Source organism: Paenibacillus sp. (genome assembly GCF_031177825.1).
GTDB lineage: Bacteria > Bacillota > Bacilli > Paenibacillales > YIM-B00363 > Paenibacillus_AE.
In genome coordinates this window covers 124,173-145,928 of sequence record NZ_JAPSKE010000013.1, presented here as the reverse complement: position 1 = coordinate 145,928, position 21,756 = coordinate 124,173, and the positions used below count along the sequence as shown (strand labels likewise).

Here is a 21,756-nt window from a genome sequence, read left to right as displayed (position 1 = left end):
TTCGTAAGCGATGGAGTAGGGCTTTTGTTTGCTCCGGGAGGCAGGAAATTGAGAATTCGTTCGAAGATGATATGATGAAGCTAAGTCATCCAGTCGAAGGAGGGCGCCGCTTTGCGCAAAACCGCAGTCATCCTGTTGGGATTGATCGCTTTCGTCCTATGCTATTTCACGCTCGTCTCGGCGGGACAGGCGTTCCGCGCCGGCTGGCCGCTGCCGCGCGCCTTGGACGAACAGCAAGCTCGTTATCGTCTGCTTCTGATCACGCAAGAGCTGGAGACTCCGTTCTGGGATCGCGTCGGCGCAGGGGCGCTGGAGCGAGCGGCGCAGGACGACGTCGGCCTGCAAGTATGGGGAAGCTACGGCAGCGAAGACGAGTTCCTGAAGAAGATCGAACTCGCGATCGCCTCGAAGGTCGACGGCATAATCGTGCAAGGGTTGGACGCGGCGGAGTTCAAGGCGCTGACGAAAATCCAAGCCGGTCTGTACGGAATCCCGGTCATTACGGTGGCGAACGACGTGCCGATGCAGGACAGCCTAAGAAGGACGTACGTCGGATCCGATCATTTCGCGGCAGGACGGATGATCGGCCGCGAATTGGCGGCCGACATGGGACCGAAGGGGACGGTCGTCCTGCTCGGCGGCAGCCGGCAGCAGCATTACCAGAAGCAGCGGCTGGACGGCGTTCTGAATGCGCTTCGCGAATACCCGGAGATCGTCACGGTGTATGCGGAGACGGCCGATCCGAGGGAGCAGGTCATCGCCGCCACGCGAGACGTCATGAACCGGCACCCCGAGGCGGATGCCTTCGTCGCGTTGAACGCCAATATCGCCGAGGGCATGATACAAGAGATCGGGAAGCGCTCGCGGATCGAGCCTTATCATATCTTTACGTTCGACGACGGTCCGGAATCGGCCTCGCTCCTGAAGGAAGGGAAGCTGGACGGCGTGATCGAGCAGTCGCCCGAAGCGATGGGGAGACGCAGCGTCGAGCTGATGGTGCGATGGCTGGACGGCGAGACGGTGCCGCTCGATACGAACGGCTATTTCACCGACATTCGCATGCGGAAAGCGACGGACGCCCCATGACGACGACCATCCAAAGAAAAATATGGATTCTCGCCTCGGTCGTCCTTACGATCATGGCGGTCATCTGGGGCGCGCTGACCTATTACAATCAGAAGACGCAGGACCGATACAACGACATCCTGCAGCGGTACCTTCGCATGAACGAAGCGACGGTCGCGAGCCAGCAGCTGGTCGCTTCGTTGAACAATTATTTGTTGTCCCCGACGTCGGATCGCTTGGCGCAGCTGCAGGCGGGCCGAGACGCCATGCTCCGGGCGAAGTCCGAGGCGAGCCGTCTCCGCAACGCGGACAACGATTTCGAAATGAGCAGTTATCTTCACCTGATCGACAGTCTCGTCGAAACGACGGACCGGACGCTGTTGTTCCTCGATCTGAAGGACGCCGAAGCGTCGGGACGGACGTTCTCGGAGGCGACGCGCATCTCGAAATATATTTCGGAGATGACGCTCGCCTTGATCGACAAGGAGTTGAAGACGTACGACCGGTTCTATCGCGGAATTATCGAGCAATCGGAAGCGTTGAAGCGGCTCGGTTTGTGGCTGCTTCTGCTGATCACGTTTTCGCTGGCGCTGTTCGCGTATTGGTTCTCGTCCAGCATCACGAAGCCGGTATTCACGCTCATCCAAGCGGCCAAGGAGCTGTCTCGCGGACGATTCGACCTGAAGATCGAGGTGGCGTCGAACGATGAGATGTCGTTCCTCGCCAAGATGTTCGACCGCATGCGGATCAACATCAACAATCTGTTTCAGGAAATCCAAGAGAAGGCTCAATTGGAAAAGGAGCTCCAGCAAAGCAAGCTGCTGTTGCAAGAAAGCCAATTGCGCAGTCTGCAAAGTCAAATCAACCCGCACTTCTTGTTCAACACGCTGGATACGATCTCCAAGAAAGCCTACTTGGAAGGCTCGGAGGAGACGAGCGATCTGCTCGTCAACGTCGCCAGCCTGCTGCGCTACAATCTAAAGCGATTGGATCGCTCGGTGACGTTATACGACGAGGTGCGCGTGCTGCAGCAGTACATCGAGATTCAGAAGGCGAGGTTTTCGGAGCGGCTGCGGTTCCATACGGACATCGACGAGTCGTGTCTGCACGTGCAGCTGCCGGGGCTAACGCTGCAGCCGATCGTGGAGAACGCCGTCATTCACGCGGTCGAGCCCCGAGAGGACGGGGGCTTCATTCGATTCCGGGTCGTCGACGGTCCGGAGCGGGTCACGGTCGAGATCGAGGACGACGGACCCGGCATCGCCCCATCCGCTGTGGACAGAATGCTGGAAGGACTTGAGCCGGAACGCGATGCGGAAAGCCATTCGACCGGCATCGGGTTCGCCAACGTCGTCAAGCGGCTGCGCTTGTTTTATGCGGTCGAGGACGTGCTGGACATCGAGAGCGACGTCGGAGCGGGAACGAAAATCGTCTTGAAACTACCGAAAACAAGGAGAAGCGAAGCGTATGTTCAAGGTCCTGATCGTGGATGACGAGCGGATCGAACGGGAAGGGCTGCGCGCGATCTTGAAGAACGGCTGCCCCGATCTCGAAATCGAGGAAGCGTCGAACGGGAAGATCGCGGTGGAGCGGGCGGCTGCGTTCCGGCCGGACTTGATCTTAATGGATATCAAGATGCCGGGGATGAACGGCCTCGAGGCGGTGGAGCGGATCGCGGCCGACGATCCCGACATTCGGTTTATTATGGTGACGGCGTTCGATACGTTCGATTACGCGCGTCAAGCGATCAAGCTCGGCGTGAAGGATTACTTGCTGAAGCCGAGCAAGGCGCGCGAAATCGTGGAGACGGTCGATAAGGCGAGGAAGCAGATCGAGGAGGAGCGGAAGTCGCTCGAGCGGAACGAGAAGCAGCAGGCGGCGCTGAAGAAGGCGATGCCGCTCGTCGAAACCGACGTCGTGACGCAGCTGCTGTTCGATCATGTGCACGAAGTGCATCTGGAGGAGCTGCTCGGTCTTCTGGACATCCGGGCCGCGAACGAGATGTTCGTCATGAGCGTGCTGCTGCCCCCAGGCTCCGAATCGTCGTATTCGGCCGTGAAGGAGAAGGTGCGGCAGGCCGGCAGCGGCTGGGTCGGCGCCATGAACGGCCGGCGCATTCCGATCATCGTCTTTCGCGAGAACGATCGGTCGTTCCGCTCGCAGGCGATGTCCTTGGCGCGGAGTCTATTAACGGCCGCGCCGAGCGTCGGCGCCGGATCGGGTTGGTTCGTCGGGATCGGCAATCCGTACGCTTCGCTCGGTCAAATCCGGCAGTCGTACCAGGAGTCGCTGCTCGCTTCGATGGACCCGTCGATGGCCGTCAAATACCGTTTTTACGAGGATCTCCCGGCGCAGGGAACGGCCAGTCTCTCCATCGGGCAAGCCGCGAGGCAGCGGGAGAGGCAGCTGCTCGACTCCATTCGGCTCGGGCAATGGGATACCGTTCAGGAGAACCTGATGGAGGTCATCGGACGGTACGAGCGGGAAGGCGCGAATTTGGTGCTGACGCAGCAGCGCATGCTGGAGCTGCTGTGGATCGCGTCCCGCACGCTGAACGATCTCGGCGTCGAGGCGGAAGCGCCGACGTATACGTTCCAAGCGCAAGATTTCCGGCAGCTGCGCGCCGAAACCGGACATCTGCTGAAGCGAATGAAGAAGGCGTATGCGGAGCATTACAACCGCTTGGCGCCGGATACGATCCATCGGATCAAGCAGTATATCGAAGAGCATTCCCACGAGGATATTTCGCTCGAGGCGATCGGCAGGCGGGTCGGGCTCAGTCCGTTCTATATCAGCAAGATGTTCAAGGAGCAGCTCGGCGTCAACTACATCGACTACCTAACGGAATGCCGCATCGAGAAGGCGAAGAAGCTGATGGCCGACCCCGAGAAGAGTTTGAAGGAAATCACGTTCGAGGTCGGGTATCACGATCCGAATTATTTCAGCAAGGTGTTTAAGAAGCTGTGCGAGCTGTCGCCCACGGAATATCGGAAGACGCTGCTGCAGGGGGCGAAAGAATGAAAGGGGGCGGAACGGTGAATCGTTCTCGCGTTCGCGGCGGGACGGCGTGGCTTCTGTCGCTGCTCCTGCTTGCGTCGGCCTGCCTCTTCGCCTCCTGCGAAGAGAACGGAGACGCTTCGGAGCTCGCCCCGCCCGCGGAGCAGCCGACGGACGGCGAACGCCCGCCGGGCGACGGCAAGGTGAACATCGGCTTCTCGATGGATACGCTGCTGGAGGAGCGTTGGCGGAAGGATCGGGATTTGTTCAAAGCGGCGGCGGAGGCGCTTGGCGCGGAAGTGGACATTCTGGCGGCGGACGGGGACGACGCGCTGCAGATCGCGCAGGCGGAGACGCTGATCAGCCGCGGCGTCGATCTGCTCGTCATCGTGCCGCATAACGCCGAGGCGATGGCGACGATCGTGCAGAAAGCCCACGCCGCCGACGTGAAGGTGTTGGCGTACGACCGGTTGGTGCGCAACGCGAATGTCGATATGTACGTATCGTTCGACAACGTGCGGGTCGGCGAGCTGCAGGCGGAAGCGATCACGAAGCTGGTGCCGCGGGGGAATTACGCGTACATCGGGGGCGCGGAGACGGATAACAACGCGCATCTCTTGAAGCAGGGCGTATTCAACGTGCTGCAGCCGCGGATCGACAGCGGTGATATTAGAATCGTATATGACCAATGGACGGAAAATTGGGAACCGGCGAACGCGTTCGAGAACATGGAGGCCGCCTTGGAAGCGAACGGCAACGCCATCGACGCGGTCATCGCAGCGAACGACGCGACTGCGGACGCCGTCATCGAGGCGCTGGCGGCGCGCGGGCTGGCGGGCAAGGTGCCGGTCGCCGGTCAGGACGCGGACTTGACCGCGGCGCAGCATATCGTCGAAGGTACCCAGACGATGACGGTCTACAAGCCGATCCAGTCGCTGGCGCAGGCGGCCGCCGAATTGGCGGTTAAGCTGGCGTCGGGCGCCGCCGTGACGTCGAACCGGTCGATCCCGAACGGGAAGGTTGACGTCCCGTCGCTGCTGTTGGCGCCGATCGCCGTCGACCGGGCGACGATCGACGCCACGATTATCGCGGACGGCTTCCATTCGAGGGAAGACGTCTATAGGAACGTAAAAGAATAACGACTTACGAATCGGGCAGCGTCGGGTTTTCGAATCCGGCGCTGTTTTTTTATGGGCCGAACCGGTCCGGCTCGGTGCAGTCGGAGAAACTTCCGGCTGGTGCCGCCCCGACTTTGGGCCGCAAGTTAAAAAAGTGAAGACGATATTAAAAGAGTGCTATACGACAGCGCTTTCACGCCCCCCGCCCGGTGATATAGTTACGGTGTAGCCACACAAAAGAACTAGACCGAGAGGGGTAAGCCGTATGAAAAGATGGATGAAACCGTTGTCCTTATTGTTACTCGTTATGATGGTTTCCGCGCTCGTCGCGGCGTGCGGGCAGAGCGGCAGCGGCAATGTGAGCGTAGGCATCGTGCTGCCGACGAAAGACGAACCGCGTTGGGTGCAGGACGAACAACGCTTCAAGGAAGCGCTGTCCGGCACGGAGTACACGACCGAAATTTTGTTCAGTCAAGGTTCGTCCGCGAAGGAGAAGGAAAACGTCGAGACGCTGCTCAATAAAGGCATCGACGTCTTGATCATCTGTCCGCAGGACGGCGCAGCCGCGGCGGCGGCCGTCGAAGCGGCGAAGAAAGAAGGCGTCACGGTCATCGCGTACGACCGCTTGATTACGGACACGGACGCGGTCGACTACTACGTTACGTTCGACAGCGTCGCGGTCGGCGCGGCGCAAGGGCAGTACTTGATCGACAATGCGCAAGGCTCCGGCGTACCGCTGTACTTGTATGCGGGCGCGGCGTCCGACAATAACGCGTTCTTGTTCTTCGAAGGCGCATGGAGCGTGCTCCAGCCGAAGATCGCCGACGGCACGTTCAAGATCGCCAACTCGAGCGAAGCGGAAGCGCTGAAGGAGAAAGCCGAGTTGTCCCGGGACGAGATGAGCAAGATCATCGGTCAAGTGACGACGAACTGGGATCCGAGCGAAGCGAAGAACAAGGCGCAGACGCACTTGACGGCGGCAAGCGCGGACCTGAAGGGCGACGTCGCGATTCTTGCGCCGAACGACGGCACGGCCCGCTCGATCGCCGACGTATTCGGTTCCGACGGCGCAGTGTCCAGCTTCGTGGTGACGGGTCAAGACGCGGAGAAGGCGTCCATCCAATACATCATCGACGAGAAGCAATCGATGACGGTGTTCAAGGACGTTCGGACGCTCGTGAAGGACGCGATGGGCATGGCGGTGACGATCCTCGACGGCCATACGCCGGAGACGACAGGCTCGTACGATAACGGCGCCGTCGAGGTGAAAGCGAAGCAAACCGACGTCATCGTCGTCGACAAAGCGAACGTGAAGAGCGAGTTGATCGATTCCGGATATTACGAAGCAAGCGAGTTCACCGGCTTATAATACAATAGCGCTGCACGGAATAGCGGTAGAGCCTGGCTTCTATCGCTATTCCGCTCTTGCGAAAGCGGCAGGGGAGAGGGGGGTCGGCGAACCATGAGCGAATCGATATTGGAGATGCGACAGATTTCTAAGGAGTTTCCGGGAGTGAAAGCGCTGGCCGACGTGAATTTCAAGGTGAAGAAAGGCGAAATTCATTGCTTGGTCGGGGAAAACGGCGCGGGCAAATCGACGCTGATGAAGGTGCTCAGCGGCGTCTATCCCTACGGCACGTATGAAGGGGATATCGTGTTCGAAGGGGCCGTGCAGCAGTTCCATCAAATTACGGACAGCGTGAAGGCGGGCATCGCGATCATCTATCAGGAGTTGGCGTTGTTCCCCGATCTGACGGTGTACGAAAACATCTTCGCCGGCAACGAAGTGAAGCGGGGCAAGCTCGTCGACTGGAACCGGACGGTCGTTCAAGCGAAGGAGATGCTTCGGAAGGTGAAGCTGAACGTCAATCCGGAGACGCTCGTGAAAGATCTCGGCGTCGGCAAGCAGCAGCTCGTCGAAATCGCGAAGGCGCTCAGCAAGGACGTAAAGCTGCTCATCCTGGACGAGCCGACGGCGGCGCTGAACGAGGACGACAGCGAAAATTTGTTGCAGCTGCTGCGGGAGCTGAAGCAGCAAGGCATCGCGTGCATTATGATTTCCCACAAGCTGAAGGAAGTGATCTCGATCGCGGATTCGGCGACGGTGCTTCGCGACGGGCGGACGATCTGCACGTTGGACGGCGCCAAAGGGGAGATCACCGAGAACGCCATTATTAAAAACATGGTCGGTCGGGAAATCGAGGACATCTATCCGAAGCGAACGAATCCGACGTTCGGAGACAAAATCCTCGAGCTGCGGAACTGGAGCGCATACGACCCGCGGCTGGGCCGGAAGGTCGCGAAGAACGTCGATCTGCACGTGCGCAAGGGCGAGATCGTCGGAATCGCGGGCTTGATGGGCTCGGGCCGGACGGAGCTGGCGCTTAGCATTTTCGGAAATCCCAAAGAATACAAGCTGCAAGGCGAGCTGCTGCTCGACGGCAAGCCGGTAGCCTTCCCGCATACGAGCGACGCGATTCGCGCGGGCATCGCATACGTGACCGAAGATCGCAAGGGGAACGGGCTGTTCCTGGCCCAAGACATTAAGAGCAACATCTCCTCGGCAAACCTGTACGGCATCGCATCGAACGGCATCGTGAACGAGAACGAAGAAGTGAAGGTCGCGACGGAATACAAGAACTCGATGTATATCAAGGCGCCGTCCGTAGAGCAGTTGGTCGGAAAATTAAGCGGCGGCAATCAGCAGAAGGTATCGCTCGGCAAGTGGCTGTTCGTCGGGCCGAAGCTGCTGATCTTGGACGAACCGACGCGAGGCATCGACGTCGGGGCCAAATTCGAAATCTATTCGATCATGAACAAGCTGATTCGGGAAGGCATGAGCATCATCATGATATCGTCGGAGTTGCCCGAAGTGCTCGGAATGAGCGATCGCGTATATGTAATGGCCGAAGGCGAGATCAAAGGGGAACTGGCGATCGCCGACGCCGATCAAGAAAAAATTATGCAGCTTGCGACGCAATAGGAGGGATCCCCCATGGAATTGAATCGCGCGCCGGAGGCCGTCACGACCGGGACGCCGGCAGGCTTCTTCCAAGAAGCCCGGACGTTGATTCGAACGAATATTCGCGACTACGGCATGTACATCGCTTTATTCGTTATTATGCTTACATTCACGGTTCTTACCGACGGACTGTTCATGTCCTCCCGAAATATCAGCAATCTGCTCGATTCGACGGGATATATCGCCGTGCTGGCCGTCGGCATGACGCTCGTCATCGTCATCCGCCACATCGACTTGTCCGTCGGTTTCGCGGCCGGGTTCATGGGCGCGATCGCGGCGATTTTGCTAACGCAGATGGGCGTGCCGGTGGCGGTCACGATTCCCGTCATTCTCGTCCTCGGCGTCGTCCTCGGCCTGATCAACGGGGTGCTCGTGGCGAAGATCGGCATCCCTGCGTTCGTGGCGACGCTGGCCGGCTGGCTTGTGTATCGGGGCGCCCTGCTCCAAATTACCGAGAAATCGGGCACGATCATCATTAAAGACGAAGCGTTCAACGCGATCGGCAACGGCTTCATTCCGTCGCTGATGGTCGTGAACGGGCTGCACCTGCTCTCGCTCCTTGTGGGACTGGCCGGCATCGCGTTGTATGTGTGGAGCGAAATATCGAACCGCCGCAATAAGCTGAAGTACCAATTCGAAGTCGTCTCGAAGCCGATCTTCGTGCTGAAGGTCGCGTGCGTATCCGCCATTATCGCGTATGTCACTTGGATTCTCGCGGGCTACAACGGATTTTCCTGGACGGTGATCATTATGCTGCTGGTGGTCGTCGTCTATCACTTCTTCACGACGAAGACGGTCACGGGCCGCCATATTTACGCGGTGGGCAGCAACCCGGAAGCCGCGCATCTGAGCGGCATTAACGTCAAGAAGATCACCTATATCGTCTTCGGTTCGATGGGCATGCTCTCCGCGCTGTGCGGCATCTTGTTTACGTCCCGCCTGCAATCGGCGACGACGACGGCGGGCACGCTGTTCGAGCTGGACGCCGTCGCAGCCGCTTACGTCGGCGGCGTTTCTTCCGCCGGCGGCGTCGGCAAGGTGACGGGCGCCATCATCGGCGCGATCGTTATGGCGTCGCTTTCCAGCGGCATGAATCTGCTGGGCGTCGGAATTTCGTACCAGTACATGATTCGCGGCGGCGTATTGGCGGCGGCGGTCATCTTCGACGTCATGACGCGTAAGAAGCGGGGATAAACGGCAATGAGACAGCATGCGGAATGCGCACCCTAGAGGTGCGCATTTGTCGTTGCTGCAACCTATTGCAGTTACAAAGCGTAATATGAACATTGCGGGCAATAATAAGGAAGTACCGGGAGGGATGAGGAAAAGTGAACAAGGGGATCTTTATCATCCTTTTACTGGCTCTATTCCAAGCAGGCATCGGATGCAATTCAAATCCTAAAGAAGAAGACGACCTATTTCGGTTTAAAAACTCATATGTAGGGGATAACGGGGCCGTCGGGAACATTGCGAGGCGATTGCCGGGTCCAGGCGGGGAACATCTGGACGGTTTCGAACTAAAAACTACCGAAAAACCGTATGGGATCATTTTGAATTACAAAAATTCGGAAACAAACCAAGAAACGATGAAAAATTACGAAGAAAACGCTCTATATAATGCCAGTATCATGCTGGCATTGGTACAGAATGCTGATTGGGTTACCTTTCGTTACGCGGAACAAACGTATACCGTCGCCAGAGAGGATTTACAGAGATGGTATGAGCAAGACCTCAGGGATTTCGAAAGCGAAAATGAACTGATTCAATATATCCAAAAATGTTTAGAGGATGAAGACCAAGTGACGCGATTTTTCCATTCAGTGCCGCAATAGTAAAAAACGAAAAAGGCGCGAGGAATCGCGCCGAGTTCGCAAAGCTTTCTTACGCTTTTCTGTTCCGTTCGAACGCTTCCTGCACCCGCTCCACGGTCAATGCCCCGGTAGAAGGCAACACCAGGTCGGCCTTGGGGAACGCCTCGCGAGCCCCGATCGCGATCGACGCCATGTTCGCGGCGCGAATCGCCTGAACGCCGGCGACCGCATCCTCTACGCCGACGCAAGCTTCCGGTTCCACGCCTAACAGCTCCGCCGCCTTCAGGAACACCTCCGGATCCGGCTTGGAGTTCCGAATGCTCGCCGCATCCACGATACAATCGAACCGGTCGTTCATCCGCAGGTTGTCGATGACGGTGAAGGCGTTCTTGCTGGCGGAGGCGATCGCGGTCTTCACGCCGAGCCGCTTCAGCTCATCGAGCAGCTCCGGAATGCCGGGCAGCGCGTCCTGCGGCGTAATCTCCATGATGAGCCGCTTGTACAGCTCGTTCTTGCGCGTCGCCAGCGCCTCCAATTGCTGTTCCGTGAAGTGCAACGGTTGCTTCGATAAACTCAACAACAACCGAAGGGACTCCATGCGGGAGACGCCCTTCAGGTTCTCGTTGAATGCTCTGGTGAATGGCAGCCCGAGCTCGTCGCCGATCGCCTTCCACGCGAGGTAATGATGCTCTGCCGTATCCGTAATGACGCCGTCCAAGTCGAAGACGACGGCTTTCAGCGATAGGTTCATGGTCGATGCCGCTCCTTTAGGATTGAATCGCTTGGGTGTAAGGGGTCCGAGGCGCCAACGAAATGTCTCGATCGTACAGACGCACCTGCAGCGCGTCGCCTTCCGTGAGCGTCAATTGCGCTTCGGCTTTCGTGATGCGGACGTCGATCGTACGGCCTTTGTACTGAATCTTAAACTCGTAGCGATCCCACGCGGCAGGAATGGCCGGCGCGAGCGCCAAATGCGTGTCCTTGATTCGCGCCCCGGCGAAGCCGAACACGATCGCCATCCACGTTCCGCCCATATTGGCGAGATGCAAGCCGTCCTTCGTATTTCCATGCGTATTGTCCAAGTCCAGACGGGCGGTTTCCTTGAAATAATCGTAGGCTTTCTCCGCGTATCCGACCTTCGAAGCCATAATGCTGAAGATGCAAGTGGACAACGACGAATCATGCGTCGTGATTTTCTCGTAATAGTCGTACGAGCTTCGGATCGTGTCCAAGCGCTGCTCGTCCTCGAGCAAGAAGTGGGCGAGAACGGTGTCCGCCTGCTTGCACACCTGATAACGATAGATCGTTAACGGATGGTAGTGCAGCAGAAGCGGGTAATGTTCTTCCGGCGTATTGTCGAAATCCCACACCTGCTTGCGAAGGAACGTGTCGTCCTGCGGGTTGATATCGAGCGCTTCGTCGTACGGGAGCAGCATCGCTTCCGCGGCGCGATCCCACCCTCGGATTTCCTCCTCGGATACGCCGAGCTTCTCGGCCAACGCGTCGAATCGTTCGGCGTCCAACCGCGACAACGTACGGCAGCTTCGAGCGGCCCATCGCAAATTGTTTTTCGCCATGGCGTTCGTGTAATAATTGTTGTCGACGCAGCACGTGTATTCGTCCGGGCCGGTCACTTCGTCGATATGGAACGCGCCGTCGTAGTAGTGGCCGATCTCGATCCACAGCCGCGCCGTCTCGATCAAAACTTCCGCGCCGTACTGCCATAAGAAGTCGTTGTCTTCCGTCGCCATATAATATTGGGAATAGCTGTACGCGATGTCCGCGCTGATATGATATTGCGCCGTGCCGGAAGGGAAGAAGGATGAGCATTCCGTACCGGAAATCGTTCTCCACGGGTACAACGCGCCTTTCTTATGTCCCATCTCTCTCGCTCGCGCTCTTGCGAAATCCAGAATTCCATGGCGGTAAATCAACAGCTGTTTCGCGATGGCCGGCTGCGTCATCAAGAACACCGGGAACATGTAGATTTCCGTATCCCAGAAGTAATGGCCCTCGTAGCCTTCGCCGGTTAACCCCTTGGCGGCAATGTTGCTGTGCGCGTCTTGGCCCGCCGATTGGAGCAGTTGGTACAGGTTGAAGCGGATGCCTTCCTGAAGACGGGCGTCGTCGCCGATGATGATGTCGGACCGTTTCCAGAAGTCCGCGACGTAGGCGCGCTGCCGCGCAAGCTGCTCGGAGAACGGGACGTCCGCCGCTTCGGAGGCGATCCGAAGGCCGGCCGTCAGCGGATCGGCGCCGTGGCGCAGCGTGTCCGTATAGACGTTCCGCTTCGTAAAGAAGAGCGGCCTTCCGCCGTCGAACCGGGCCGTGTACCGAACCGACCGCTCGTTCGCCGCGCGCTCGACCGCGATCGCGTCGGAGTGCGAATACGCGGTCGCGCAGCTCATCCGCAACTCCGACGCGGACGTCTCGTTAACGACGTAGTCGACGTCTCGCGCCGTGCCGCTCGATACGGTGCGCAGCAGCTTAGCGTGGCCCGACGCGACGCGCGGGTCGTTCGCCGCCGTATAATTTTCCACATCGCCGTTAATAGTAGAAACAATCGTAATCGGACCCTGTACGGAAATCGGCTCGATCTCGACATGAATCGCGAACAATTCGCGCACCGCGAACGAGACGAGACGCGTGAACGTGACCTTCAGTTCTTGCCCTTCCGGGGACACCCAATGCACCGAACGGACGGCATGTCCGGCGTCCATGTTCAGCGCGCGCTCGAAGGAGCGCACCGTTCCCGTAAATAAACTGAACGGTTCCCGCTTGTCGCCGACCAGGATCGAGACGGTTTGCGCGTCGATGCCGTTGACCAGCTTCTGCTGCGTACCGGGGAAGCCGTGCAGTTTCTCCCCGTAAGGGATCGGAATCACGTCGTGGAACGCGTTCAAGTACGTCCCGCGGATGCTGTTCATCCCGGGCGCGTACCCTTCCTCGAAGTTGCCGCGAACGCCGATATATCCGTTCCCTAACGCGAAGATGCTTTCGTTATTTAAGAGCTCCGCCTGGGTAAGCTCTGCGTTTCGAATCGACCAAGACATGCTCGTCACTCCTCAAGATGGCGAAAAATTTCGGTCGTCAGACCGGTGGTATTGGACAGAATGTCCGCATGAATCGCAGCGGGATCGCCTGCATCGCGAACGAGGCGAACGCTCAACGTTCCTCTGCCGACCGTCACGTTGTGGACGGTCAGCTCGTCCAGCTCCGGAGGCAGAACGGGCCGCAGACGCAGCGTACCGGCTAAGGCGTCGGGATCGAGCCCAAGCATCGCTTGCACCATGACGAACGCGGTCGCACCCGACCAAGCCTGCGGCGAGCAGGTGGTCGGATACGGCACGACGCCGTCCGACTCCGCCGCGTCGTAGCCGCAGAACAGCTCCGGAAGGCGATCGCCGGGGAACTGGCGCGCCGCCTGCAGCAAGCCCGATACGACGCGCATCGCTTCCGCGGAACAGCCTTGCCGGGCCATGCCCAGCACGATCATGCCGTTATCGTGCGGCCATACGCTGCCGTTATGATAGCTCATCGGATAATAGCCGGTAGACGACGTACTCATGGTACGGATGCCGTAGCCGGAAAACAAATCCTCTTCCAGCAGCCGTCGGGCGACGGTCTGCGCGCGAGGGGCGTCCAAGATGCCCGTCAGCAGCAGATGTCCGGGGTTGGACGTCAGCGAGCGGACTTGCGCCTCGTTCTCGTCCAACGCGATGCAATAGAAGTCTTCTTCTTCCATCCGGAAGGAACGTTCGAACTGCTCTTGCAGCCCCAACGCTTCCGTCTTCAGCCGTTCGGCGCGTTCCGCGTCGCCCATCGCTTCATAGATGCCGGAGAGTCCGCGCTTCGCCGCGTAGACGTAGCCTTGCACTTCCGCCAGGGCGATCGGCGATACGGCATAACGCCCGTTCTCGTGGACGATCGAGTTGGCGGAATCTTTCCAGCCTTGATTGGGAAAGCCCTCGCTCGCCTCCTGCCGATACGTCAGGAAACGCGACTCGCTGCCCGCCGAATGCGCGTCGATCCACCGAAGCGCGGCGTCGATCGAAGCTTGCAACTCCATTACGATCGACGTGTCGCCGGACCAACGGACGTACTCGACGAGAAGCATCAGGAAGAGCGGCGTCGAATCCACTCCGCCATAGTAGGGGGAGAAGGGCGACTGGTTCGTATTCGCCAGCTCCCCGAACCGAATTTCATGCATGATTTTCCCCGGTTCCTCGTCGCGCCAAGGGTCATGCTTCGCGCCCTGATAGGCCGCAAGCGTTCGCAGCGTACCGACGGCATGGGACGGGTGGAGCGGCAGCATGAACAGGGAGGTAATCAAGCTGTCGCGGCCGAACGGGGTGGCGAACCACGGCAAACCGGCCACCGGGATCGCGCCGTAGCCGATATCGTCCTGCAGCATCCGCATATCCTGCAGGCTGCGACGGAAGAGACGGTCGAATCGCTCGTTCGACGAGGCGACGGCGCTATTGCTCGCATTCCATTGCGCGTAGGACGCGTCCAGCTTCTGCAGCGCTTCGTCGAACGAATACAACGACGGCGGCGCCTGATCGCCGATCGTCGGGATCGCATGCAGATGAATGGATTTCGTCTGCCGCGGCCCCAACTCGAAGGAGAAGCTTAGTCGCTTGCCGCCCTCGGTAACGGAGGCGGATTCGTCGTCCCAAGCGAGCGTCGTCCGGCGATTCAGATCGTCCTTCCCAAGGTAGCGAAGCGTGACGGATCGGTGCTCGACCACGGGCTCCAGCGCGTGCCCGACTTCCCCGGTCCGATACTTGCGAACGAGGAACATATCTTGAAAGTCGGCGTCCAGAAGGAACGATAGCTCGACTTGATTGTTTTCGAGATAATAATTCGTTATCGTCAGCCGTTCATAGAAGACGCCTTCATAGAGGAACGATTCTCTGCGTATCTCGATCGCGCCGCGATCCTTCGTCTCCTTCATTAACGTTCGGGACAATACATAACTTTTGTTCGAATTCGTCCCGAGCAGGGCCGGAAGTTCGCGATCGACCGACAGCTCCAGCCGGCTTAAGAAGCGAGTATCCTTCCAATACAAGCCGTGGCCTCGATCCGTGTCCGGAGCGAGGTCGCCCCGTTCGTCGCTAACGTAAAACAACGGTCCTTCTTTAATCGCTTGTTGTCCGTTCATGATGATCTTCCCCAATCTTTATTTCACCGCGCCGGCCGCAATGCCCTTAATAATGTATTTCTGAGCGAACGCGTAGAACAGTACGATCGGGACGATCGTCAGCGTCAGGCCGGCCATCGCTTGGTTCCATACGATCGTAAATTCGCCGAAGAAATAGAAGGTGGACAGCTGAATCGTGCGCAAGCCCTTATCGGACAGCACGAGGGACGGCAGCAAGTAGTCGTTCCAAGAAGAGATGACGTCCAAAATCGCGACGGTGACGGTGATCGTCTTGAGCAGCGGGAACACGATTCTCCAGAACACGCCGAATTTCGTGCAGCCGTCTAGGATGGCGGCTTCTTCCAAGGCGATCGGGATGGACTTCATAAAGCCGTGGTACAAAAATACGGCGATCCCGGCGTGGAAACCGATATTCATGAAAATCAGGCCCTCGTGCGTGTTGAGCATCGGAATGTGCAAGTACGTCCGGATCCAGTCCATGACTTGCATCAAGGGCATCATTAACGTCTGGAACGGAATCAACATCGTGGCGACGAACAATAGGAAGATGACCTTGCTGAGCGCATGGTCCTGCCGAACTAACATCCAAGCCGTCATCGAAGACAGCACGACGACGAACACGACGGTAGCCAAGGTCACGTACAGCGAGTTACCGAATACGGTGAGGAAATTCATCTTGGCGACGGCGCTGGCGTAGTATTCGAAGCTGAAGGAGGACGGCAGCGCGAGCGCGTTCTCGTACAGCTCCGACCGCGTTTTGAACGAGTTGACGAGCATAATGTAAATCGGCGACAGGAAAGCGAGTGCAAGGACCGCGATCAATACGGAAACAACCGTCTTGGCCGTATGTTTCATTACATCTGCACCTCTTTCCGCTTCGTGATGACGACTTGCGTCAAGGTGACGGCGGCGACCACGATAAAGAAGACGATCGCTTTCGCTTGGCCTAGGCCGTAATTGCCGTAACCGAAAATTTCATTGAAAATATTCATCGCGAACAGCTCCGTCGTATGCATCGGACCGCCGTTCGTCAGCGACAGGTTGACGTCGTATATTTTGAACGCCCCGGAGAGGGTCAGGAACAAGCAAATCGTGAAAGAAGGCATTAAGAGCGGGAACACGATGCGAGTGAGGCGGTACCACAAATTCGCTCCGTCGACCTTCGCCGCTTCCATAACCTCTTCCGATATCCCGTTGATGCCGGCGATGTAAATAATCATCGTGTACCCGGCCATCTGCCACGTGAAAACGACCACGAGGGCGTACAATGCGAATTCGGGGTTAATGAGCCAGTTAAAGAAGACGGAATCCATGCCGGTGCTGGCCCCGATCTGCTTGAAGCCGTCCGTAAAGATGAACTTCCAGATGTAACCTAAGATCAGACCCCCGATCAAGTTCGGCATGAAGATCAACGTCCGGGCCAGATTGCTAGTCTTAAAGCCTGCTGTCACGATCAGCGAAAACAGCAGCCCGAAGACGTTCACGGAGATCAACGCCAGCACCGTGAACTTCAGCGTGTTCCAAGCGGACGTTAAGAATCGTTCGTCCTGGAAGAGGGTCGCGTAGTTATCCAAACCGACGAACACTTTCGGATTGGCCGGAATGCCGTCCCAAGCAATGAAGGAATAGGCGATTCCGATGATGAACGGAATAATGACGACGGTTATGAAAATTAAGAGCAATGGCACCGTGAAGACGGCGTACCATACCCGATCCATCTTTTGATTCATCGCAAGTCACCTTCTATCGATGTAGTCTGAACGAGCCCCGATCCCGATATAGAAGAAAGCCTAACATCATGACAGAGTTAGGCTTTCCGTATTCCTTATCGATCTCGATGTCGAATTCCGTTTACTTTGCCGCTTTCGCCCACACTTGGTCCAAATTCTGGAGATATTGTTCAGGCGTCATGCTGCTGTCCAGGAAAAACGCGGACGTCGCAGGCGCCAGGTCGTTCACGATGATGCCTTGCGGGAACAGGCTGAGCGTCCACGGAATCGTCTCGCCCGATTGCGCCGCGTCGTACACGACTTGGGAGAGCGGATCGAGACTGAGGTTTTCCGCTTCGATCGTCGTGATCGCCGGGATGAAGCCGAATTCGTTCACGATCGTGTTCTTGCCCGTCTCGCTCGTGATCATCCAGTTTAGGAACGCGTTCGCCGCTTCGATCTGTTCGGCGGAAGCCGTATTGTTAATGACCCAACCCGCCGGGATGTCGACGGCGATCTTCTTGTTGCCGCCGATCGGCAGCGCCATCATGCCGACGTTCACGTCGTCGTAATCCGCGAGCATGCCGTAGCTCCAGTTGCCTTGGTGGACCATGGCCGTTTTCCCGGTTGCGAGGTCGCCCATCTGGCTGTCGTACGTAATTTCCATCGGGTTCGTCGCGTGCGAACGAATCGCGTCCATGATTTGCGCGAACTCTTGGAACTCCTTCGTATCCGCCATCTTCACTTCGCCCTTATTCAGCTGCTCGAGGAACGCGGCCGGGTCCGGTTGAAGCGCGAACGGCGTGTTGATAATGTGGCCGATGAGGAAGTACGCCTCTTGCGACAGGCTGAAGCCGTTGACGCCTTCGGCTTTGAACTTCTCCAGCGCGCTTGCGAAAGACGCGACATCGGCGATCGCAGCCGGGTCGACCATGTCTTGGTTGTAGACGACGCCGAAGCCTTCGACGCCCGTCGGAACGCCGACGACCTTGCCGCCGATCTCGAGCGCCATGTCCGGGGCGATATTCTTCACGTACTCCTCGTTGCTCATATCGTAGTAATACGAAGCGAACTTCTCGGCTTCCGCGCCCGGCGCGACGGAGAAGATCGTCGGGCCTTCGTTCGCGGCCAGCTTCGTCTGCAGCTGCGTAATGTACGCGTCGCCGGCGGAGCCCCATACCTCGACTTCGTTACCCGTTTCTTCCTTGTATTTTTCCGCGAGCGCCTCGAGCGGCTCCGCGATTTCGACCTTGCTTTGGAACAACGATATTTTCGCGAGCTGCTCGGTTCCCGCGGCCCCGCCGTTCGGCTCGCTCGCTTCGTTGCCGCCTCCGTTGCCGCCGCATGCGGCTACCGCAAGAGCGAGAACGCTGATGGAAACCGCTCCCATAAACTTCTTGGATCGTTTCATGGTCTTACCCCCAATGGATGTGTATTGGCGTGACATGCGCCATTGACAGGTTCATTATATGTTGTCGCCGACGCCAGCCACAGGGGATATCCTCGCGTAAATAAGTAAAATTTGAATCTTTATTTACGCTCCTTCCTGTATTGGGTCGGCGAGGCGCCGTAATGCTTGCGGAACACCTTGCCGAAATAATTGTCGTCCTCGTACCCGACGGTTTTGGCGATGTCTTGTACAGGAAGCTCCGTGTGTTGAAGTAGCGCCGCGGCTTTTTCCATCCTTGAATGCGTCAAGAAGTTTATGACCGTGACGTTGTACATTTCCTTGAACCGCTTCGATAAGTATTGCGGGCTGAAGTGAAACCGCTCCGCCAGCGAGGATAGCGTAATCTCCTCGTTCAGGTGATCGGCGATGTAATGTTTGACGGCCGAGATCGTGTGGATCGTGGACGCATCCTCGTTCGCGTTGTCGATAATGCTCTGGAACATCGAGATCAAGGTGCGCTCCCACTCCTCCAGATCCGACAACCATAACGGCATCGCCTCGAGCGGCGCTTGCTCCCGCAATTGGTGATGGATGCGCAGGAACAGCAGGTTCGCCTCCACCGAGTAATGCTGCAGCTCCTTGACGGGAACGACATCCTTCGAGCGCAAGGCGTCCGCGAATTGACGAACGAGCTGTCGTATCCGATCCTTGTCGCGATTGCGGATCGCCTCGAGCAGCAGCACCTCGTGATCCATGAAGCTGAGGAACGGCTTCGGTTCTCCGGCCTTCTCCCCAGGTCTGAATATATTCGCGTTTAAGATTTCCGATTTTGCCGTTTTTAATGAGGTTTGGAGCTGTCCCGCCGTCCCCGGGCGGCGGGAAGCGCCGGAGATCGTGCGCAGCCGTAACGCGTGCTCCCAAGCTTCGACGATGCGGTTGCGGTAAAATTCCAATTCGGTCTCGTCGAGCTCGGCTTGGAGCAGCACGACGAAGAACGAGTCGTAGGAGAAACCGTAATACGGACCCACGTGCAACACGATATCCCTCAGCACGTTCTTTACGGAAAACTGGAAGAGCGACTCATCGCCGAGGTAGTAACGTTCGATAACGTGATTGCCGTTGATCGGCAAATATACGAGCGTGTAAAAGGGCCGATCCGTCAGCCCGACGTCATGAAGGAGCTGGAGCACGCCTTCTTCGTGGATCGGTTCGGCTTGAAGGAAAGCCGCCATCTTCTGTTCGTTGAAGAGGGAATCGGCTTCCTTCAACCGATAGTTCTTGTGGATATCTTCCGTCTGAAGATGCCTGCTTTCTATGATCGATTCCACGGCTTTCGCGACGACCCGATCCAAGTCGTCGATTTTGAACGGCTTCAACAAATAGTCGACGCCGCTGGCCAGCAGCGTCGCTCTGGCATAGCGGAACTCCTGATACCCGCTGAGCACGATCACCTTGGCGTTCCAACCTTCTTCGCGCAGGAGCTCTAAAAACCGAGGTCCGTCCATTCTCGGCATACTCATATCGCAAACAATAAGGTCGGGGTCCTCGCGACGGACGATCTCCATTGCGCTCACCCCGTCTTCGGCCATGAGAATGCTCCGAATGCCGTAAGCTTCCCAGTCGATCGCGAGTTCCACGCCTTCTCTTACATGCTCCTCATCATCCACGATCAGCACTTTCATCGGTAAGACTCTCCGTTTCTTGGAATGAATAACGTCACGATCGTCCGGACGTAAGGCTCGCTTCGAATGTCCCAGTCGAAGGAATCGCCGTAATACAGTTGCAGCCTCGTCAATACGTTCGTCAAGCCGATCCCGACGCGCTGCTCCTCCGCCGGGTTCGGGTTTTGGTTTAGGTATCGCTGCCGGATCGCTTGGATCTCTTCCGGCGTAAAGCCTTTGCCGTTGTCGATGACGCGTATGCGCAGCTCGGCGTCGTTCAGCTCGATGTCCGCTTGAATTTCGCCGTAGCCCGTCCCTTTTTCCAACCCGTGCACGATGCTGTTTTCCACTAGGGGCTGCAGGATCATCTTCGGCATCCGGATGTCGTAGGCTTCTTCGGGACAAGAGACGGCGTACGTCAATTTATTTTTGAAGCGGCCCATCTGCAGCGAGGCATAATGCGCGACATGATCCAGCTCTTCTTTCAAGTAAACGACTTCCGTATCGATATCCATGCTGTAGCGGAAGAGCGCTCCGAATTCCGCCAATCGGTCGCTGACTTCTCTGGCATTGTTCTTGATCGCCAGCGTCCCGATGGACTGCAGGGTGTTATAGAAGAAGTGGGGATTGATTTGCGCCTGCAGCATTTTCAGTCTCGCGTGCGACAGTTCCAGTTGATGACGGTATTGCTTGTTCCACAGCCGGTCCAGCTCGAGTGCCATCTCATGGAAGCGTTCCTCTAAGAGATCCAACTCGTCCGGCGCGAGGTTGCGCTTCGGGGCTTTGAGCTTGAAGTCCCCCATCTGCAGTCGCTTGATATTTTGCAGGAGCCGTTCCACCCGATGCAAGATGAAATACGAGATGAAAGCGGCCATCGCGCCGACGAGGACGACGGCCCCGATTTGGATCGCGAGCGACCGTCCGAGCGCCGTGGACCTTGCTTCGTCGATGACGGATTGGGGCACGAACTTCACGAGCGTGACGGGCAGATCGTACGATACGTCACGGTAGTAAATATACGTGCCTTCGGGGTTGAGAAGAGAGCCCTTCGTAACGCCTTCCCGACCGGCGGATCGCTCGCGCAAGTCGTCGACCCAGTCCAATTCGGACTCGTTCGAGCCCGGAGGCGCGTACAAGAGCTGCAGGTCGTCCTGGATAAACACGTAGATGGAGCTCACTTGCGACGTCGTCAACGCGCTTACCAGCTCGCGAACTTGCGTAGCCTGTACGTCGAACGTCGTGAGTCCGATCGTATTGCGCGTGGTGATGTCGAGAAAATACCGATTGACGCGCAGCCTCCGCTCCTGGTTGACGCGGGTCACCTGAAAGTCGCCCTTCAGCTCTTCATGAGGGCGGGACAGTCGCCAGTCGCGGAAGTCCGGAATTTGAACTCGGGTGCTATAGTCGGTACCGATATTGAACTGCTTGTTCGTTAACGCGCTCTTATAGGACACGGACCCGATCTCCATATATCTAGCGAAGATGCGTTCCAGCTGTTGGGTGATGTATACGGACTCCGCCGGAGTTTGCACCTCTTCGGACGACAAGATCCGGTTCAGCGCAGGATCGCTGTAATAGGCGAGACCGAGCAGCGACAGATCGTGAAAATATTCATGGAGGCTGGCCGCCGTAATCGCCATCGAATTTTGGTTCAATTCGACGAGCTGTTCGTTGATGGCCTTCCCCGTAATCTGATAGGAAATATAGTTCGATAAGATGAACGGGATGATCGTGGCGACCAATAAACTGAGTAAGATTTTCGTAAAGATGCTTCGCTTGACCAACAACAAGCTCATTCGCTCCCTGCCGTGGATTATTG

At 57.6% G+C, this 21,756-nt stretch carries 16 protein-coding genes; 8 read left to right on the top strand and 8 right to left on the bottom strand.

Annotation, left to right across the window (positions count from 1 at the left end):
• Positions 1-111: 111 nt before the first annotated feature.
• The 8 genes from RIN49_RS16405 (at position 112) to RIN49_RS16370 (ending at position 10,034) form a co-directional block, all read left to right on the top strand.
• The gene (locus RIN49_RS16405) at positions 112-1,086 is read left to right on the top strand and encodes a sugar ABC transporter substrate-binding protein (RefSeq protein ID WP_309121249.1); all 975 of its coding nucleotides are present in this window, start codon (positions 112-114) and stop codon (positions 1,084-1,086) included.
• Positions 1,083-2,558: a sensor histidine kinase gene (locus RIN49_RS16400; protein WP_309121248.1), complete on the top strand. Its 1,476-nt coding sequence runs from the start codon at positions 1,083-1,085 to the stop codon at positions 2,556-2,558. The genes RIN49_RS16405 and RIN49_RS16400 overlap by 4 nt, the downstream gene beginning before the upstream one ends.
• The gene (locus tag RIN49_RS16395; RefSeq protein WP_309121247.1) at positions 2,533-4,086 is read left to right on the top strand and encodes a response regulator; all 1,554 of its coding nucleotides are present in this window, start codon (positions 2,533-2,535) and stop codon (positions 4,084-4,086) included. The genes RIN49_RS16400 and RIN49_RS16395 overlap by 26 nt, the downstream gene beginning before the upstream one ends.
• A gap of 14 nt (positions 4,087-4,100) precedes the next feature.
• On the top strand, positions 4,101-5,201 hold the full coding sequence (locus RIN49_RS16390; protein ID WP_309121246.1) for a sugar ABC transporter substrate-binding protein: 1,101 nt from the start codon (positions 4,101-4,103) through the stop codon (positions 5,199-5,201).
• Between the two features lie 244 nt (positions 5,202-5,445).
• Positions 5,446-6,549, top strand: coding sequence for a sugar ABC transporter substrate-binding protein (locus tag RIN49_RS16385; protein ID WP_309121245.1), 1,104 nt, complete (start codon positions 5,446-5,448; stop codon positions 6,547-6,549).
• A 93-nt stretch (positions 6,550-6,642) separates the two neighbouring features.
• Complete coding sequence (locus RIN49_RS16380) at positions 6,643-8,163, top strand: ATP-binding cassette domain-containing protein (protein WP_309121244.1); 1,521 nt, start codon at positions 6,643-6,645, stop codon at positions 8,161-8,163.
• Between the two features lie 12 nt (positions 8,164-8,175).
• The gene (locus RIN49_RS16375; RefSeq protein ID WP_309121243.1) at positions 8,176-9,396 is read left to right on the top strand and encodes a sugar ABC transporter permease; all 1,221 of its coding nucleotides are present in this window, start codon (positions 8,176-8,178) and stop codon (positions 9,394-9,396) included.
• Positions 9,397-9,530: 134 nt separating this feature from the next.
• A complete protein-coding gene (locus RIN49_RS16370) occupies positions 9,531-10,034 on the top strand; it encodes a DUF4825 domain-containing protein (RefSeq protein WP_309121242.1) in 504 nt (167 codons plus the stop codon).
• 49 nt (positions 10,035-10,083) lie between these two features.
• On the opposite strand, the gene pgmB is transcribed toward RIN49_RS16370, so the two are convergent.
• The 8 genes from pgmB to RIN49_RS16330 form a co-directional block, all read right to left on the bottom strand.
• The gene (pgmB, locus tag RIN49_RS16365; protein WP_309121241.1) at positions 10,084-10,764 is read right to left on the bottom strand and encodes a beta-phosphoglucomutase; all 681 of its coding nucleotides are present in this window, start codon (positions 10,762-10,764) and stop codon (positions 10,084-10,086) included.
• A 16-nt stretch (positions 10,765-10,780) separates the two neighbouring features.
• The gene (locus RIN49_RS16360; protein ID WP_309121240.1) at positions 10,781-13,066 is read right to left on the bottom strand and encodes a glycoside hydrolase family 65 protein; all 2,286 of its coding nucleotides are present in this window, start codon (positions 13,064-13,066) and stop codon (positions 10,781-10,783) included.
• A 5-nt stretch (positions 13,067-13,071) separates the two neighbouring features.
• Entirely contained in the window at positions 13,072-15,177 is a 2,106-nt protein-coding gene (locus RIN49_RS16355; RefSeq protein ID WP_309121239.1) for an amylo-alpha-1,6-glucosidase, read from the bottom strand.
• Positions 15,178-15,195: 18 nt separating this feature from the next.
• On the bottom strand, positions 15,196-16,032 hold the full coding sequence (locus RIN49_RS16350; RefSeq protein ID WP_309121238.1) for a carbohydrate ABC transporter permease: 837 nt from the start codon (positions 16,030-16,032) through the stop codon (positions 15,196-15,198).
• Positions 16,032-16,907 carry a carbohydrate ABC transporter permease gene (locus RIN49_RS16345; protein ID WP_309121237.1) on the bottom strand — a complete coding sequence of 292 codons (876 nt, stop codon included), beginning with the start codon at positions 16,905-16,907 and terminating at the stop codon, positions 16,032-16,034. Before RIN49_RS16345 ends, RIN49_RS16350 begins: the two co-directional genes overlap by 1 nt.
• A 121-nt stretch (positions 16,908-17,028) precedes the next feature.
• Positions 17,029-18,297: a sugar ABC transporter substrate-binding protein gene (locus tag RIN49_RS16340; protein WP_309121236.1), complete on the bottom strand. Its 1,269-nt coding sequence runs from the start codon at positions 18,295-18,297 to the stop codon at positions 17,029-17,031.
• Between the two features lie 119 nt (positions 18,298-18,416).
• Positions 18,417-19,958 carry a response regulator gene (locus tag RIN49_RS16335; RefSeq protein ID WP_309121235.1) on the bottom strand — a complete coding sequence of 514 codons (1,542 nt, stop codon included), beginning with the start codon at positions 19,956-19,958 and terminating at the stop codon, positions 18,417-18,419.
• Entirely contained in the window at positions 19,955-21,733 is a 1,779-nt protein-coding gene (locus RIN49_RS16330; RefSeq protein ID WP_309121234.1) for a sensor histidine kinase, read from the bottom strand. Before RIN49_RS16330 ends, RIN49_RS16335 begins: the two co-directional genes overlap by 4 nt.
• Between the last annotated feature and the right edge of the window lie 23 nt (positions 21,734-21,756).